The organism is Pseudomonas sp. D3 (genome assembly GCF_029320995.1).
GTDB classification, from domain to species: Bacteria; Pseudomonadota; Gammaproteobacteria; order Pseudomonadales; family Pseudomonadaceae; genus Aquipseudomonas; species Aquipseudomonas paraveronii.
This window is the reverse complement of record NZ_CP119772.1, coordinates 5,798,739-5,814,248: the sequence shown is the minus strand read 5'-3', so window position 1 is coordinate 5,814,248 and position 15,510 is coordinate 5,798,739. Positions and strand designations below refer to the sequence as shown.

The 15,510-nt window shown below is 60.6% G+C and carries 13 protein-coding genes; 5 read left to right on the top strand and 8 right to left on the bottom strand.

Annotated elements, in window-relative coordinates; all coding sequences use genetic code 11:
- Nucleotides 1-5 precede the first annotated feature (5 nt).
- From P3S72_RS26885 to P3S72_RS26860, 6 genes are all read right to left on the bottom strand, one after another.
- On the bottom strand, nucleotides 6-662 hold the full coding sequence (locus tag P3S72_RS26885) for a DedA family protein (RefSeq protein ID WP_057005938.1): 657 nt from the start codon (nucleotides 660-662) through the stop codon (nucleotides 6-8).
- A 309-nt stretch (nucleotides 663-971) separates the two neighbouring features.
- Nucleotides 972-1,430, bottom strand: a complete 459-nt coding sequence (locus P3S72_RS26880; RefSeq protein ID WP_276195032.1) for a GNAT family N-acetyltransferase — start codon at nucleotides 1,428-1,430, stop codon at nucleotides 972-974.
- 92 nt (nucleotides 1,431-1,522) lie between these two features.
- Nucleotides 1,523-2,356 (bottom strand): ethanolamine ammonia-lyase subunit EutC, encoded by an 834-nt coding sequence (gene eutC / locus P3S72_RS26875; RefSeq protein WP_276195031.1) that lies wholly within the window; start codon nucleotides 2,354-2,356, stop codon nucleotides 1,523-1,525.
- A complete protein-coding gene (locus P3S72_RS26870) occupies nucleotides 2,353-3,747 on the bottom strand; it encodes an ethanolamine ammonia-lyase subunit EutB (protein WP_247401420.1) in 1,395 nt (464 codons plus the stop codon). The genes eutC and P3S72_RS26870 overlap by 4 nt, the downstream gene beginning before the upstream one ends.
- 63 nt (nucleotides 3,748-3,810) lie before the next feature.
- Nucleotides 3,811-5,244 carry an ethanolamine permease gene (eat, locus tag P3S72_RS26865; RefSeq protein ID WP_276195030.1) on the bottom strand — a complete coding sequence of 478 codons (1,434 nt, stop codon included), beginning with the start codon at nucleotides 5,242-5,244 and terminating at the stop codon, nucleotides 3,811-3,813.
- Between the two features lie 240 nt (nucleotides 5,245-5,484).
- On the bottom strand, nucleotides 5,485-7,005 hold the full coding sequence (locus tag P3S72_RS26860; protein WP_253399469.1) for an aldehyde dehydrogenase family protein: 1,521 nt from the start codon (nucleotides 7,003-7,005) through the stop codon (nucleotides 5,485-5,487).
- A gap of 274 nt (nucleotides 7,006-7,279) precedes the next feature.
- On the opposite strand from P3S72_RS26860, the gene P3S72_RS26855 reads away from it, so the two are divergent.
- From P3S72_RS26855 to P3S72_RS26835, 5 genes are all read left to right on the top strand, one after another.
- Nucleotides 7,280-9,196 carry a sigma-54-dependent Fis family transcriptional regulator gene (locus P3S72_RS26855; protein ID WP_276195029.1) on the top strand — a complete coding sequence of 639 codons (1,917 nt, stop codon included), beginning with the start codon at nucleotides 7,280-7,282 and terminating at the stop codon, nucleotides 9,194-9,196.
- A gap of 220 nt (nucleotides 9,197-9,416) precedes the next feature.
- Nucleotides 9,417-10,499, top strand: coding sequence for a hypothetical protein (locus P3S72_RS26850; protein ID WP_276195028.1), 1,083 nt, complete (start codon nucleotides 9,417-9,419; stop codon nucleotides 10,497-10,499).
- A gap of 217 nt (nucleotides 10,500-10,716) precedes the next feature.
- Complete coding sequence (gene mpl, locus P3S72_RS26845; protein ID WP_276195027.1) at nucleotides 10,717-12,066, top strand: UDP-N-acetylmuramate:L-alanyl-gamma-D-glutamyl-meso-diaminopimelate ligase; 1,350 nt, start codon at nucleotides 10,717-10,719, stop codon at nucleotides 12,064-12,066.
- Nucleotides 12,063-12,692, top strand: coding sequence for a flavin prenyltransferase UbiX (ubiX, locus tag P3S72_RS26840; RefSeq protein ID WP_276195026.1), 630 nt, complete (start codon nucleotides 12,063-12,065; stop codon nucleotides 12,690-12,692). The genes mpl and ubiX overlap by 4 nt, the downstream gene beginning before the upstream one ends.
- A complete protein-coding gene (locus P3S72_RS26835; protein WP_276195025.1) occupies nucleotides 12,685-12,969 on the top strand; it encodes a YceK/YidQ family lipoprotein in 285 nt (94 codons plus the stop codon). The genes ubiX and P3S72_RS26835 overlap by 8 nt, the downstream gene beginning before the upstream one ends.
- Before the next feature lie 124 nt (nucleotides 12,970-13,093).
- Here the strand turns inward: P3S72_RS26835 and P3S72_RS26830 are convergent, their stop codons facing one another.
- Both P3S72_RS26830 and P3S72_RS26825 read right to left on the bottom strand, forming a co-directional pair.
- Nucleotides 13,094-13,735, bottom strand: coding sequence for an oxidoreductase (locus P3S72_RS26830; RefSeq protein WP_276195024.1), 642 nt, complete (start codon nucleotides 13,733-13,735; stop codon nucleotides 13,094-13,096).
- A 29-nt stretch (nucleotides 13,736-13,764) separates the two neighbouring features.
- Nucleotides 13,765-15,483 carry a C13 family peptidase gene (locus P3S72_RS26825; RefSeq protein ID WP_276195023.1) on the bottom strand — a complete coding sequence of 573 codons (1,719 nt, stop codon included), beginning with the start codon at nucleotides 15,481-15,483 and terminating at the stop codon, nucleotides 13,765-13,767.
- Nucleotides 15,484-15,510 lie beyond the last annotated feature (27 nt).

Sequence of the window (15,510 nt, the reverse complement as noted above, 5' to 3'; positions counted from 1 at the left end):
GCAGGTTACTGCGGCTTGGCTTCGGAAGACGCGCGGCCAAAGCGGCTGCGGAACACGCTAATGATCATCGGCACCAGCGACAGCAGGATGATGAACACCACCAGCAGCGAGAGGTTTTTCTTGATAAACGGTACGTTGCCGAAGAAGTAGCCGAGGGTCACCAGGCCGCCGACCCAGAAGACGGTGCCCAGCACGCTGAAACCGAAAAAGCGCGGGTAGGGCATTTTCGCGATGCCGGCGACGAACGGTGCAAAGGTCCGCAGGATCGGCAGGAAGCGCGCCAGGGTCACGGTTTTGCCGCCGTGCTTGTCGTAGAAGTCGTGGGTTTTTTGCAGGTAGTCGCGGCGGAAGATTTTCGAATTCGGGTTGCTGAACAAGCGTTCGCCGGCCGTTCGCCCGATTACGTAGTTGGTGCTGTCGCCGAGGATCGCCGCCAACATCAAGAGGCCCGCGAGCAAGACCGGGTCCATGCCACCGCCCGCCGCCACCGCGCCGGCAATGAACAGTAATGAATCACCCGGCAGGAAAGGCATGACCACCAGGCCGGTTTCGCAAAAGATTACAAGGAACAGAATGGCGTAGATCCACAGACCGTAATTTTTTACCAGCAGGTCGAGGTAAACGTCGAGATGCAGGATAAGGTCAAGCGGGTTGAAATCCATGGATGGCACCTGTGTGAATGGCCCGGCTCGGCAGGCCTGTGCGGAGGCTCGGGTAATAAGGCTACAAGTATTTGTCGCGCTTCTTACAACCCTGAAAGGTCGGCATTATACGGATTGAGAAGTGAAAAGCGTGTGGGTTTTGTAGCGGGGGATGTCATGGCACTCGGCTCCCGAGCACCACAGAACCAAATGTGGGAGGGGGCTTGCCCTCGATGGAGTCGTGTCAGTTATAAAGAGTCTGAATGATCCACCGCTTTCGGGAGCAAGCCCCCTCCCACAGGGGGTTTTTGGTGTCTGGAGGCGTTGAGTTTAGTCTTCGCTGATCGGCAGCACGTAGTTTTTGAACTCGGTGTCTTCGCGAAACCCCATCGACTCATATGTCTTCTGCGCCACGTCATTGTTGCTGCTGGTCGACACCCGCAGCCTCACGGCATGGGTCTCCTTGGCCATCTTCTTCGCCGTGCGCATCAGGTTATCCGCCACCAGTTGCCGGCGCGCGTCTTCGGCGACGTAGATGTCGTTGAGAATCCACACACGTTTGAGCGACAACGAAGAAAAGCTCGGATACAGCTGACAGAACCCGAGCAAGCGTTTGTCGTCGTCATCGGCCAGGGCCAGGTAGATCACCGATTCCTTGCGGCGCAGGCGCTTTTCCAGGAAGGCCCGCGAGGAGTCCGGGAACGGCAGGGCCCCGTAGAACTCGCGGTATTTGACGAACAACGGGGTCAACAGGTCCAGGTGTTCCGGGGTCGCTTGAGTGATCCGCATGCCAGGCCTCAACTTCCAAATGGGGTACGACCCCGCGAGGGGCCGTGACTTGATGCTGCCTAAAGACGCGAAAAAGCGCAATCGTGTGGGGATCAGTCCGTGAGTGGACTGAGCAGGAAATTGCCTTTCACCAAGTCCGGGTCATCTGACTCGATGGTCTGAAGCTGCGCCTCATCCTTGAGATTGACCCCCGACAACTGTCGACGGCACGCCTCGCGCATCAAATACAGCAGGCGGTGGGCTGCCATGCCATAACTCAAGCCTTCCAGGCGCACGTTGGAGATGCAGTTGCGGTACGCATCGGTGAGGCCGACCTTGGGGTTGTAGGTGAAATACAGGCCCAGGCTGTCCGGCGAACTCAGCCCCGGCCGTTCACCGATGAGGATCACCACCATCTTGGCGCCGAGTAACTGGCCAATCTCATCGGCCACTGCGACGCGGCCCTGTTCCACCAGGATCACCGGCGACAGGGACCAGCCTTCGGCGTGGGTCTGTTCTTCCATGCGCGTGAGAAACGGCAACGTATGTTTATGCACCGCCAACGCCGACAGACCATCGGCCACCACTACGGCCAGGTCGACGCCGCCGGGGTTGGCCGCCGCATGGTCGCGCAGGGCCTGGGCCGATGCGTCGCTCAGGCGCCGCCCCAGGTCCGGGCGTTGCAGGTAGCTGTGGCGGTCGAGGGCGGCGCTGTGCAGTAACAGGCTGTCACGCCCGCGCTCGGCAAGCTGAGTGCTGAGGCCAGCGTGGTCGAAGGGCAGGTGGACCGCGTCGCGCGCCTGGGCGTGGGCGAATTGGAAGTCTAGCTGTGCGTTGGTCGGGATGCTGGTGCCGGTCCGGCCCAGGGCAATGCGCGCCGGGGTCAGGCGACGCAGTTCCAACCACGGGTTTTCGGGTAAGTCTGGTTGCACGGGCGGCTCCTTCATCCCAATTGCGCCAAGGCGTGGCGAAACGCCGGTGGCAGGCTGTTGCCGAAGCGCACTTTGCCGTCGGCTTGCGTGAAGATGCCCATTTTCGCCAGCCACTGTTCAAACTCCGGCGCCGGCTTTAAACCCAATGTTTGCCGGGCGTACAGGGCGTCGTGGAACGAGGTGGTCTGGTAGTTGAGCATGATGTCGTCGGAACCGGGAATGCCCATGATGAAGTTGATCCCGGCCACACCCAGCAGGGTCAGCAGGGTGTCCATGTCGTCCTGGTCGGCCTCGGCATGGTTGGTGTAGCAGATGTCGCACCCCATCGGCACTCCCAGCAGCTTGCCGCAGAAGTGGTCCTCGAGGCCGGCGCGGATGATCTGTTTGCCGTTGTACAGATACTCGGGGCCGATAAAACCGACCACGGTGTTCACCAAAAACGGCTTGAAATGCCGGGCCACGGCGTAGGCGCGGGTTTCGCAGGTTTGCTGGTCGACGCCGAAGTGCGCGTTGGCCGACAAGGCGCTGCCCTGGCCGGTTTCGAAATACATCAGGTTCTGCCCCAGGGTGCCACGGTTCAGGCTCAGGCCCGCTTCGTAGCCTTCCTGCAGCAGGCTCAGGCTGATGCCGAAACTGGCGTTGGCCGCTTCGGTGCCGGCGATCGACTGGAACACCAGATCCAGCGGCACGCCACGGTTGATGGCTTCGATGGAGGTGGTGACGTGGGTCAGCACGCAGGCCTGGGTGGGGATTTCGTAGCGCTGGATGATCGCGTCGAGCATCTCCAGCATGGCGCAGATCGAGGCGATGCTGTCGGTGGCCGGGTTGATGCCGATCATGGCGTCGCCGTTGCCGTAGAGCAGTCCGTCGAGAATGCTCGCGGCGATGCCCGCCGGTTCGTCAGTGGGGTGGTTGGGTTGCAGGCGGGTCGACAAGCGGCCACGCAGGCCCATGGTGCCGCGAAACCGGGTGACCACGCGGATCTTCTGCGCCACCAGCACCAGGTCTTGCACGCGCATGATCTTCGACACGGCGGCGGCCATTTCCGGTGTCAGCCCTGGCGCTAGTGCACGTAGGGATTGTTCATCGGCCGCATCACTGAGCAGCCAGTCGCGCAGGCCGCCGACGGTCAGGTGGCTGACGGCGGTAAACGCCTGTTTATCGTGGGTGTCGATGATCAGACGGGTGACTTCGTCGCTTTCATAAGGGATCAGCGCCTCTTGCAGAAAGTGCTTCAGCGGAATATTGGCCAGCGCCATTTGCGCCGCCACCCGCTCGCCGTCGTTCTGTGCGGCGACGCCGGCGAGGAAATCCCCTGAACGGGCGGGGCTGGCCTTGGCCATCACGTCCTTGAGGCTGTCGAAGCGGTAGGTCGATGCACCCACCGCGTGGGAAAAACTTGCCATACAGTGTCTCCTGGATGACGCGGGCAAATGTGGGTAAGGCGCCCGCGTCGAGGTTTACGGCATTTAGTGCAAGGCGGCCTCTGCGGCCTGGATCGCCGCGAATTCTTCTTCCGGCGTGCCTGCTACTAAGTGATGCCGGCTGTAGAAAGCAAAGTAAGCAATTAATACTCCATAGATGATCGCAGCGCCAATCACCACCCGTGGGTCGACCAGAAAGCCCGCTACCACGGCCACGCAGGCCAATACCAGCGCCACGCCGGAGGTGAAGATGCCGCCCGGCGTGCGGTACGGACGATCCATTTTGGGGCGACGGATGCGCAGCGTGATGTGCGCGGCCATCATCAGCACGTAGGAAATGGTCGCGCCAAACACCGCCACCAGGATCAGCAGGTCACCCTGGCCGGTCAGCGACAGGCCGAAACCGATAATGCCGGGGATCACCAACGCCAGGACCGGCGCCTTGCTTTTATTGGTCTGGGACAGTTTGCGCGGCAGGTAGCCGGCGCGGGACAGCGCGAAGATCTGCCGCGAATAGGCGTAGATGATCGAGAAAAAACTGGCAATCAAGCCCGCCAGGCCGACCAGGTTGACGAAGCTGCCCATCCAGGTCGAGCCGCCATACGACAGCGCCAACGCTTCAACCAGTGGGTTGCCGGACTTGATCAGCGCATAGGTGCCGGCGCCGCCCGGTGCAATCACCAGGATCAACAGGGCAAAACTGGTCAGCACCACAATGGCGCCGATCAGGCCGCGGGGCAGATCGCGCTTCGGGTTCTTGGTTTCTTCGGCAGCCAACGGAACGCCTTCTACCGCCAGGAAGAACCAGATCGCATACGGAATCGCCGCCCACACGCCGACGTAGCCAAATGGCAGGAAGGTGCTGGCGCCCTTGGCTTCGGTCACTGGAATGTCGAGTAGGTTGGCGACGTTGAAGTGCGGCACCATCGCCACCAGAAACACACCCAGCGCAATGGCGGCGACGGCGGTAATCACAAACATCAGCTTCAAGGCTTCGCCCACGCCAAAGATATGGATGCCGATGAAGATGATGTAGAACGCCAGGTAGATCATCCAGCCGCCAATGCCGAACAGCGACTCGCAATAGGCGCCGATGAACACCGCAATGGCGGCGGGGGCGATGGCGTATTCGATCAGGATCGCGGTGCCGGTCAGGAACCCGCCCCAAGGGCCAAAGGCGCTGCGGGCAAAACCGTAGCCACCGCCGGCGGTGGGGATCATGGAAGACAGTTCGGCCAGGGAAAAGCACATGCACAGGTACATGGTGGCCATCAGCAATGTGGCGAGGAACATGCCGCCCCAGCCGCCTTGGGCCAGGCCGAAGTTCCAGCCGGCGTAGTCGCCGGAGATTACGTAGGCAACGCCAAGGCCGACTAACAGCACCCAGCCGGCGGCGCCTTTTTTCAGTTCGCGTTGTTGGAAGTAGTCGGTGCCGACTTTTTCGAAGTCGACGGTAGAACTAGTGGGTTCGCTAGGCATGGGGAAGTACCTTTGATTGTTATTGTTTTTAATTCGGCCTCTGTGTGCCGGATGCAATTGGCAAGTACTTATGAATATCTAAATGTGGGAGGGGCGGTGCGACGATTCGACTTGTCCCCGATAGCAGTGGATCAACCAACAATTAAGTGACTGACGCACCGCCATCGGGGGCAAGTCGAATCGTCGCACCGCCCCTCCCACATTTTTTAGTGCATTTAAAATGTGGGAGGGAGTTGTCAGTTAGAAGAAGCCCAGTGGATTAATGTCGTAGCTCACCAGCAAGTTCTTGGTCTGCTGGTAGTGATCCAACATCATTTTGTGCGTCTCGCGGCCCACGCCGGACTTTTTGTAACCGCCAAACGCGGCATGTGCCGGGTATAGGTGGTAGCAGTTGGTCCACACGCGGCCGGCCTTGATCGCCCGGCCCATGCGGTAGGCACGGTTGATGTCGCGGGTCCACAGGCCGGCGCCGAGGCCGAACTCGGTGTCGTTGGCGATCGCCAGGGCTTCGGCTTCATCCTTGAAGGTGGTGATGCTCACCACTGGGCCGAAGATTTCTTCCTGGAACACCCGCATCTTGTTGGTGCCCTTGAGCAGGGTCGGCTGGATGTAATAACCGGTGGCCAGATCGCCGGTCAGCTTCTCGACCTTGCCGCCAGCCAGCAACTCGGCGCCTTCGCCCTTGGCGATTTCCAGGTACGACAGGATCTTGTCGAACTGCTGCTCGGACGCCTGGGCGCCAACCATGGTGTCGGTGTCCAGCGGATCGCCACGCTTGATCGCCTCGACCTTCTTCATCACCACTTTCATGAAGTCGTCGTAGATCGATTCTTCCACCAGCGCACGGGATGGGCAGGTGCACACTTCGCCCTGGTTGAAGAACGCCAGCACCAGGCCTTCGGCGGCTTTCTCGATGAATTGCGGTTCGGCGTTCATGATGTCGGCGAAGAAGATGTTCGGCGACTTGCCGCCCAGTTCAACGGTGGACGGAATAATGTTCTCGGCCGCGCAATGCATGATGTGCGCGCCCACCGGAGTGGAGCCGGTGAAGGCAATCTTGGCGATGCGCTTGCTGGTGGCCAGGGCTTCGCCAGCTTCTTTGCCGAAACCGTGTACCACGTTCAGCACGCCCGGCGGCAGCAGGTCGCCGATGACTTCCATCAGCACGCTGATGCCCAGCGGAGTTTGCTCGGCTGGCTTGAGCACCACGCAGTTGCCGGCAGCCAGGGCCGGGGCGAGTTTCCAGGCGGCCATCAGCAGCGGGAAGTTCCACGGGATGATCTGGCCGACCACGCCCAGGGGCTCATGGAAGTGATAGGCGGCGGTGTGTTCGTTGATTTCGGCGCTGCTGCCTTCCTGGGCGCGGATGCAACCGGCGAAGTAGCGGAAGTGGTCGGCAGCCAGCGGGATGTCGGCGTTGAGGGTTTCACGCACGGCCTTGCCGTTGTCCCAGGTTTCGGTGATGGCCAGCAGCTCGAGGTTCTGTTCGATACGGTCGGCGATCTTCAGCAGCACCAGCGAACGGTCCTGGGCAGAGGTTTTGCCCCAGGCGTCAGCGGCGGCATGGGCGGCGTCCAGCGCTTTGTCGATGTCTTTGGCGGTGGAGCGTGGGAATTCGGCGATTGGCTTGCCGTTGACCGGCGAGGTATTGGTGAAATAGTTGCCATCGACCGGCGCCACGAACTCGCCGCCGATGTAGTTGCCGTACTTGGCCTTGAACGAAACGATCGCGCCTTCAGTACCGGGGTGTGCGTAACGCATGGTGGGTATCTCCTGGCTTTTTATGTTTATTGGAGTGCAGCGCGGCAAGCGCTTGATAAAGCGTAGAGCAAAGGTCGGGCCACTGCCTTGCAAGCCAGTTAAATCAGGGGGTTGGCGAGTGCTGAAAAGCGCTGCTGTGCCAGCCTTGGTACAGTCGGTGTGACAGTTTGTCCCATCAACGGTACAGCCTGTGACCGGTGGGCCGGCGCGGGATTGCAATGCCCGGGTGGCTGGGGGATGCTGGGTGTTCTCACGCAGGGAGAATAATAAGAACATGCGTCACGATCATTTCAGTCGCCATGCCCAGCAAGTCTTGACCGTCACTCGTGGGCAAGACCTTTCCCAGGGCCCCGGCAGCGACCCGTCCATCGCCCGCTCCTGGCTGCGTTGCCTGGAGGATTATCACCTTGACCCAGCGCTGACCATCGCTCCCACGGTGCTCGAACATGGCCGTCTGCTGGAAAGCCGCGAGCGCCTGCAGCAGGTGTTGCACATTGCCGGCAGCGAGATGAACAGCCTGCATCAGCAACTGTCGGGCGCCGGCCACGCCGTGTTGCTCACCGATGCGCACGGGGTGATCCTCAACTGTGTCACCGCGCCGTCCGAACGCAAGATTTTCGAAGGCGCCGGGCTGTGGCTCGGCGCCGACTGGAGCGAGGCCTGCGAGGGCACCAATGGCATCGGCACCTGCCTGGTGGAGCGTCAGTCGTTGACCATTCACCGCGATGAACATTTTCGCGGTCGCCACACCGGGCTGACCTGTTCGGCGAGCCCGGTGTTCGATCACCAGGGTGAATTGCTAGCGGTGCTGGACGTGTCATCGGCGCGGGAAGCGGTGTCGCGCCAGAGTCAGTTCCACACCATGGCGCTGGTTAACCTGTCGGCGAAGATGATCGAGAGTTGTTACTTCCTGCGTCACTTTGAGCACCACTGGCTACTGCGTTTTCACCTGCAGGCGGAGTCCGTGGGCTTGTTCAGTGAAGGGCTGCTGGCGTTCGACGGGGAAGGGCGCATTTGTGCGGTCAACCAAAGTGCCCTGAACCTGCTGGGGCAGGTGCGCGGCGGCCTGCTGGGGCAGCCGGTGGAGGCGCTTTTCGAATGCTCCCTGGATCAACTGCTGGGCCGCGCCAGCGCCAATGCCACGGCAAGTTGGCCGTTGCTTACGCGGGACGGTCGGCATCTGTTTGCGGCGTTGCGCGGCCAGCCGCGCAGTGTGCCGGTGCCAGCGTCGGTGGCTGCCGCCAAGCCCGAGCGTCGGCCCGGTATCTGCCTGGGCGATCCCGCGTTGCAAAGCGATTTTCGCAAGGCGCTACGCGTATTCGAGCGTGACGTGCCGCTGCTGGTAAACGGTGAAACCGGTTCCGGCAAAGAGGCCTTCGCCAAGGCCGTACACCAGGCCAGCCAGCGTGCGGACAAGGCTTTTGTCGCGCTCAATTGCGCCTCCATCCCGGAAAGCCTGATCGAGAGCGAACTGTTCGGCTATCGCGGCGGCAGCTTCACTGGCGCCCGCAAGGAAGGCATGCGCGGCAAGCTGCAACAGGCGGACGGGGGCACGTTGTTCCTGGACGAAATCGGCGACATGCCGCTGGCCTTGCAAACCCGGCTATTAAGGGTGCTGGAGGATCGCCTGGTGGTGCCCATCGGCGGCGAGCCCCAGGCGGTCAACGTGAGGGTCATCAGTGCCACCCACCGGGATTTGTTGCAACGTGTGCAGGACGGCAGCTTTCGTGAAGATTTGTACTACCGGCTTAACGGTTTCGAAATTGGCTTGCCACCGTTGCGCGAACGTAGTGATAAGTCGCAAGTGCTGGATTTTTTGCTGGCCCAGGAAGTCGGTGGGCAGACGATAACGCTCGATGCTGGCGCGCGACAGGCATTGCTGGCGTTCACCTGGCCGGGCAATGTGCGGCAGTTACGCACGGTGTTGCGCACCCTGGTTGCGCTGTGTGAGGGGGCGTTAATCCGTGTCGATGATCTACCGCCGACGATTCGTCCGGCGTCCTTGGCTACGGCTGCTGCGGATGTGCCATCCCTGTCGCTGCTCGATGATGCCGAGCGCCTGGCATTGTTGAAAGTCCTGACGCAGCAGCGCTGGCATATGACACTTGTGGCTGAACGGTTGGGGGTGAGCCGCAATACGTTATATAGAAAGTTACGAAAACATGGGATTGAACTGCGTTCGGCGCTGTAATGCGTAAGTTGTTATCAAGTGCATAAGTGCGGTTTTTGATTTTTGGTTGTAGGGTGATTTACTTCTGTTTTTTATAGGGGGTTTATTGGGGTGGTGTGTGTCAATGGCAGCGGGGGTGCAAGTAGGCGAGTACCTGTAATGTTGTGTTGGTGGAACTAAGTTGGATCTTTTTGTCACCCAGTGAATGCAAGTTTGTTATTGATTAACTCAGGTGATGAATATGAATATTGCAGGTATTTCCATTTGTGCCGCAGCACCCTCGGCTGATGTTTCAGCTGATTTTACCCCGGATGCCAATAATGGTAGATCGACGGGTAGTCCGCGCGAGGGCGGTTCAACTACTTGGAAAAGTGACCACTGCGACAAAACTGACGACTCTGAACGTTTAAACTCGAACGTACACGCTCGTAGTAAAAGAGGGATTAATATCGGAGGCCTTTTCCGCAGGCCAGCATTGAGAGGGTCCAGCCTGCCGGCTTCGGGGACGCCCGGTCACTATAATCCTGTTCCGGTATCGTCTCTCCCCAAACCCTCTCCCACTTCTGCAACAACCAATCCCATTCGAAATCTTTTAGTGAATACCAATTCGTTCAGCGGCGCCGGTACTCTTCCTTCCAGGTCCCATCCCGTTCCCAGGACGTTTGGAGAGGTGGCGCAAAACCTGGTCACTGCCGATCGCTTGGTCAAGGCCGGCGTTTTTAAGACCGGGCCTGATTTGAAAACCGTGACACGCGACGCTTTCGTGAATGCCGCGGTCAACGGCTTGGTCAGTACGCCATTGAGTATTGCTACTTACGCAGGCTCCGTGTGGAGTGGTGAGCATATCAAGGGGACGTTTAGCGCCAACACCCCGTTACTTCCTCCTGCGCACCAACCCGCCCCGAGTCAACAGAACGGTGTGGCGGGATCGGCGTCGAGTCTTGCATCGCCGCAAGATCTGGAGTTGCGCTTGGAAAATGCGGAGTTAAAACTTGTACTGGTCAGTAATACGATCCAGGCATACACCGAAGGGAGCGAGGGTAAAGCCTTGGATAAAAGCCCTGATTGGCCAACCGAGACAACTGCTCGACTTGATATGGTGGAAAAACAATACGCCACCGTCGAGTCGAACTTGAAATTAATTTCTGAGGAAAACGATTTTATATTCAGGCCTTTTAAGCGTGATGCCGTCACCACCGAGAAAGATCCTGTGCGCCGCCTTGAAACATTGGATCGACGAAATCAGGCTGTTTTAAATCAGATCTCCCGTATCAATACGGTGTTGGAGCCGAAGGGGCTGCCATCCTCAACGCAGGTTGTCTGATGCAGGTTATGTCGGCGCCGGTAGGCAGTTGATTGCTGGCACTCCATAGTGACACTCGTCTGCGCATGAGTCCGGTGCAGTAAAGGCGTGCGCCGGCACCGGACTCAACGACGGCGCTGCCGGTCGAATCGAGCAGATTGATCCGGCGCGTACCGCTAAAAGAGTGCGATTTCCCACTCCCTGCGCTAACCTGCCTCGATGTTTTACGAGGTCGACCATGCACATTCATATTCTCGGTATTTGCGGTACTTTCATGGGCTCGATGGCGGTTCTGGCCAAAGAGTTGGGCCACCATGTGACGGGTTCCGACGCCAACGTCTACCCGCCCATGAGTACGCAACTGCAAGCCCAGGGCATCGAGTTGACCCAGGGCTATGACCCATCCCAATTCGATCCGGCCCCCGATCTGGTGGTGATCGGTAACGCCATGTCCCGTGGCAACCCGGCGGTCGAGTACGTACTGAACAAAGGTTTGCCTTATGTGTCCGGCCCGCAATGGCTGGCGGACCATGTGCTGCAAGGGCGTTGGGTGCTGGCGGTCGCGGGCACTCACGGCAAGACCACCACCAGCAGCATGCTGGCTTGGGTGTTGGAGCACGCGGGCATGAGCCCGGGTTTCCTGATCGGCGGTGTGCCGCAGAACTTCTCGGTGTCGGCGCGCTTGGGCGATACGCCGTTCTTCGTGATCGAAGCCGATGAATACGACAGCGCTTTCTTCGACAAACGCTCCAAGTTTGTCCACTACCGCCCACGCACCGCGATCCTGAACAATCTGGAGTTCGATCACGCGGATATCTTCCCCGATCTGGCGGCCATCGAGCGGCAGTTCCACCATTTGGTGCGCACCATCCCAAGTGAAGGCCTGGTGATCCATCCGACCACCGAACCGGCCTTGCAGCGCGTCATCGACATGGGCTGCTGGACCCCGGTGCAAACCACCGGCGCGGGCGGGCAGTGGCAGGTCAGGTTGCTCAGTGACGACGGCTCCAAATTTGAAGTGCTGTTGGAAGGCGAAGCCCAAGGCATTGTCGATTGGGATATGACCGGCCAGCATAACGTCGCCAACGCCTTGGTCACTCTGGCGGCCGCACGGCATGTTGGCGTGGTGCCTTCGATGGGCATCGCGGCATTGAGTGCGTTCAAAAGCGTGAAACGGCGCATGGAAAAGGTCGCCGATGTGAATGGGATTACCATCTACGACGACTTTGCCCACCACCCGACGGCGATTGCCACCACCCTTGATGGCCTGCGCAAGCGTGTCGGTGATGCGCCGATCATTGCCATTATCGAACCGCGTTCCAACTCCATGAAGCTCGGCGCACACCGCGATGGTTTGCCGGAGAGCGTCAACGACGCGGACCAAGTGGTCTGGTACGCGCCGGCCAACCTGGGGTGGGACTTGCCCGCCATTGCGGCGCTGTGTCGCGTGCCGTCGAAGGTCTGCGATTCCATCGAAGGAATCATCGAATTCGTCAAGCAACAGGCCAAGCCCGGCACCCACGTGGTGGTGATGAGCAACGGCGGCTTCGGCGGCCTGCACGGTAAACTGGCCGAGGCCCTGAAATGAGCGGGCCGGAGCGCGTTACCCTGGCCATGACCGGCGCATCCGGCGCGCCTTATGGCCTGCGCCTGCTCGACTGCCTGGTGCGCGAGGAGCGTGAGGTGCACTTCCTGATCTCCAAGGCCGCGCAACTGGTGATGGCCACCGAGACCGATGTCGCGCTGCCACCCAAGGTGCAGATGATGCAGGCGTTCCTCACCGAGTACACCGGTGCGGCGGCGGGGCAGATCAGGGTCTACGGTAAAGAGGATTGGATGTCGCCGGTGGCCTCGGGCTCCGGCGCGCCGGCGGCGATGGTGGTGGTGCCGTGTTCCACGGGTACGTTGTCGGCGATTGCCACCGGCGCCTGCAACAATTTGATCGAGCGGGCCGCCGATGTGACGTTGAAAGAACGTCGTCAGTTGATTCTGGTGCCGCGTGAAGCGCCTTATTCGAGCATTCACCTGGAGCACATGCTCAAGTTGTCAAACATGGGTGTGACCATCTTGCCCGCGTCGCCCGGGTTCTATCACCAACCGCAGACGATCGATGACCTGGTGGACTTTGTGGTGGCGCGGATTCTCAATCTGCTGAACATTCCGCAGGACATGCTGCCGCGTTGGGGTGAGCATCATTTGAGCAGCGATGAATAAGCTACTGCTGGTCTTGTTGGCCTTGCAACTGACGGGCTGCGCCACCGCGCGCACGCTGGATGCCGCCAAGCCCGGTGCGCCGGTGGTGTACGCTGGCACGCGGCTGGATCTGTACGCCATGAATGGCGGCTGTTGTGCCATGGACCGTTTTGGTGCCGAGGCGCCGAGCTATCCCGGCGTCGACCTGCCGGCCAGCGCGTTGCTCGACACCTTGCTGTTGCCGCTGTCGGTGTTGACGGTGGTGGGCGTAGGATTCAACGCCACAGGCGGCCTATAGAAGTGTATTACCTGTGCTGGCCTCATCGCGGGCAAGCCAGCTCCCACATTTGATTGTGGTTCACGCAGTTCCAAATGTGGGAGCCGGGCTTGCCCGCGATGAGGGCTGCCCGGTCACCGCAAAATTACTTACCAAGCTTGCGCAACTCATCCGACTCAACCACGCGCACCCCGTCCTGCTCTTCCAGCGCCAGCCGCCACATGGCGCGGGCCAGTTCGCACACTTCGATGCCGTGGTACTTGCCGGGAATCAGCCGTGACAGCGGCCCGGCCAATTGCTCGGCCAGGCGCGGTTCGAGGCGTTCCCCCAGTAACAGCGAAGGCCGCACGATGGTCAGTTGCGGCCAACCCTGGGCCTTCAAGGCCTCTTCCATTTGCCCTTTGACCCGGTTGTAGAAGATCGAGGATTTAGGGTCGGCGCCAATCGCGCTGATGACGATCAGGTGCCGCGCGCCCATGTCCCGCGCGCGCTTGGCAAACCCCACGACCATGTCCAGGTCGACGGCGCGAAAGGCTTCTTCGGAGCCGGCTTGCTTGATCGTGGTGCCCAGGCAGCAGAAGGCGATATCCACCTGGCCCTGCAGTTGCGGCAAGAACACCGCCGGGTCGCCCACCGGGTTTTCCAGGCGTGGGTGTTTGGCCAGCGGCTTGCGGCTGGGCGCCAGCACGCGGGTCACGGTGGGTTCATTGAGCAGGCGATCGAGCAGGTGTTCACCGGTCAGGCCAGAAGCTCCGGCGAGCAAGATATGCTGAGGTGTCAGGTACATGGTGTTTCCCCCTTATTACACGTTACAGCTTAGTTGCCTTTAGCTTCCCTGCTATTTAGTGAGACGCTTTCGAGCGCCTTTCGTGCCTGCTGCTTGCGTAATAGTTGCCAATGGGCGATCACGCCTTTGGGGGCCCAGATCTGCGGTTCGGAGGCTTCGAAGTTGTCTGCCTGCTCGCGTTCGGTCACGTGCAGTTGCGCCAGCTTGAAGGCTTGCTGCAAGTCGTCGGTCTGGTTGAAAGCCTGGGCGAAAAGGGCATCGCCGAAGTAGGTAAAGTCGGCTTCTTCGGAGCAACCGAATGACACGCGGTCGGCGCGGGAAGCCGTCATGATCAAGGTGTGCTCGTCTTTCAGTGCCGGAATGAAGCCGCCGGAGTAGCACGCGGAAATCACCACGATCTTGTCGCGGTTCTTCAGCGGCGTGAGTACTGCGGCCAGCTCATCGGCCGGCAGATCGGCCAGTTCCATGCGCGGTTGGTCGAGTACCAGTTCGTGTTCGTGGGTGCCGTGGCTGGTCAGGTAGATAAATACCAAGTCCTCCGGCCCGCTACGTTCGGCCAGGGTCTGCACCGCACGCCGCAGGCTTTCGCGGGTGGCCAGGGGGCGGTCGGTGATATGGTCGCGATGGTTGACCAGGCGAATCTGTCCGCGCGCCCCGAAGCGGCTGGCGAGCATATTGCTGACGTAATCGGCTTCGCGCAGGAACACACTTTGTTTGCCGTCACCAGCCAATACCAGGGTGTACAGCTCCACGGCGGGGGTCGAGGCGGGCACGGCGGCGAGGGCGGCATCGAGCAAGTGGCCCTGGGCCAGTACGCCAATTTCCAACGGGTCGGGCAACAGCTTGCCGTCGGCGTCGCGCACGCGCATGCCGTTGACCCATGTGCCCGCTTGCACGGTGCCATCGGTGAGCACCAAGGTGCCACGACCCTGGTAGTTGTCGCTGTCGAAACCGCCGATATAGAAGCTGCCGTCGGTGAGGTTCAGGCGGCCTTCGCCGCTGAAGCGCCAATCGCTGAACTGGCCGACGTAGTGGCTGCTATCGACGCCGATCAACTCGCCCTTGCCGCTGAGGGCGCCTTCCTTGAACTCGCCGATCCACACGTCGCCGTCGGCGTTTTCGTAGCGACCCTTGCCATTCAGTTGGTTTTGTTTGAACTGGCCGACGTAGATGTCGCCGTCAGCGCTGTTGAAGGTGCCGTTGCCTTCGAGTTGGCCGTCGACGAAGTGGCCGCTGAACTGGTTGCCGCTGTCATCGTTGCGCTGACCTTCGCCATTGGGCTTGCCGTGGGCGAACTGGCCCTGGTATTGGCTGCCGTCGGCCAGCTCCAGGCGCCCGAGGCCGGAATACTGATCGTCCTTGAATTCGCCGCGATAGGTCATCTGCCCCTCTTTGAGGGTGCCTTCGCCGTTGCGTCGGCCTTGCTTGAAACCGCCGACATACTGGCTGCCCGCAGTGGTCAGGCTACCCTGGCCGTCGAACAGGCCTTGCTGGAATTGACCTTTATAGACTTCGCCGTTGCTGCCGTGCCATTCGCCCTGGCCGTGCCACTGGCCTTTGTCGAACTGGCCGGTGTACCAGCTGCCGTTGGGGTAGTCCACGCGCCCCTGGCCCTGCAGCAAGCCATTGACCACGTCACCCCGGTAACGGCCGCCATCGGGCAGGCGCGCATCGGGCGGCAACAGCGATTCGCCGTCTCCGCAAGCGGTGAGCAACAGGGCAAGGACAAGGGGAGCGAGTGGGCGCATAGCGGGATCCGGATAATTGAGCGCCGA

What these genes read in the sequence shown, in the direction of transcription:
- P3S72_RS26885 (WP_057005938.1), bottom strand. Translation starts at nt 662, where the DNA reads ATGGATTTCAACCCGCTTGACCTTATCCTGCATCTCGACGTTTACCTC.
- P3S72_RS26880 (WP_276195032.1), bottom strand. Translation starts at nt 1,430, where the DNA reads ATGCGGATCACTCAAGCGACCCCGGAACACCTGGACCTGTTGACCCCG.
- eutC (WP_276195031.1), bottom strand. Translation starts at nt 2,356, where the DNA reads ATGAAGGAGCCGCCCGTGCAACCAGACTTACCCGAAAACCCGTGGTTG.
- P3S72_RS26870 (WP_247401420.1), bottom strand. Translation starts at nt 3,747, where the DNA reads ATGGCAAGTTTTTCCCACGCGGTGGGTGCATCGACCTACCGCTTCGAC.
- eat (WP_276195030.1), bottom strand. Translation starts at nt 5,244, where the DNA reads ATGCCTAGCGAACCCACTAGTTCTACCGTCGACTTCGAAAAAGTCGGC.
- P3S72_RS26860 (WP_253399469.1), bottom strand. Translation starts at nt 7,005, where the DNA reads ATGCGTTACGCACACCCCGGTACTGAAGGCGCGATCGTTTCGTTCAAG.
- P3S72_RS26855 (WP_276195029.1), top strand. Translation starts at nt 7,280, where the DNA reads ATGCGTCACGATCATTTCAGTCGCCATGCCCAGCAAGTCTTGACCGTC.
- P3S72_RS26850 (WP_276195028.1), top strand. Translation starts at nt 9,417, where the DNA reads ATGAATATTGCAGGTATTTCCATTTGTGCCGCAGCACCCTCGGCTGAT.
- mpl (WP_276195027.1), top strand. Translation starts at nt 10,717, where the DNA reads ATGCACATTCATATTCTCGGTATTTGCGGTACTTTCATGGGCTCGATG.
- ubiX (WP_276195026.1), top strand. Translation starts at nt 12,063, where the DNA reads ATGAGCGGGCCGGAGCGCGTTACCCTGGCCATGACCGGCGCATCCGGC.
- P3S72_RS26835 (WP_276195025.1), top strand. Translation starts at nt 12,685, where the DNA reads ATGAATAAGCTACTGCTGGTCTTGTTGGCCTTGCAACTGACGGGCTGC.
- P3S72_RS26830 (WP_276195024.1), bottom strand. Translation starts at nt 13,735, where the DNA reads ATGTACCTGACACCTCAGCATATCTTGCTCGCCGGAGCTTCTGGCCTG.
- P3S72_RS26825 (WP_276195023.1), bottom strand. Translation starts at nt 15,483, where the DNA reads ATGCGCCCACTCGCTCCCCTTGTCCTTGCCCTGTTGCTCACCGCTTGC.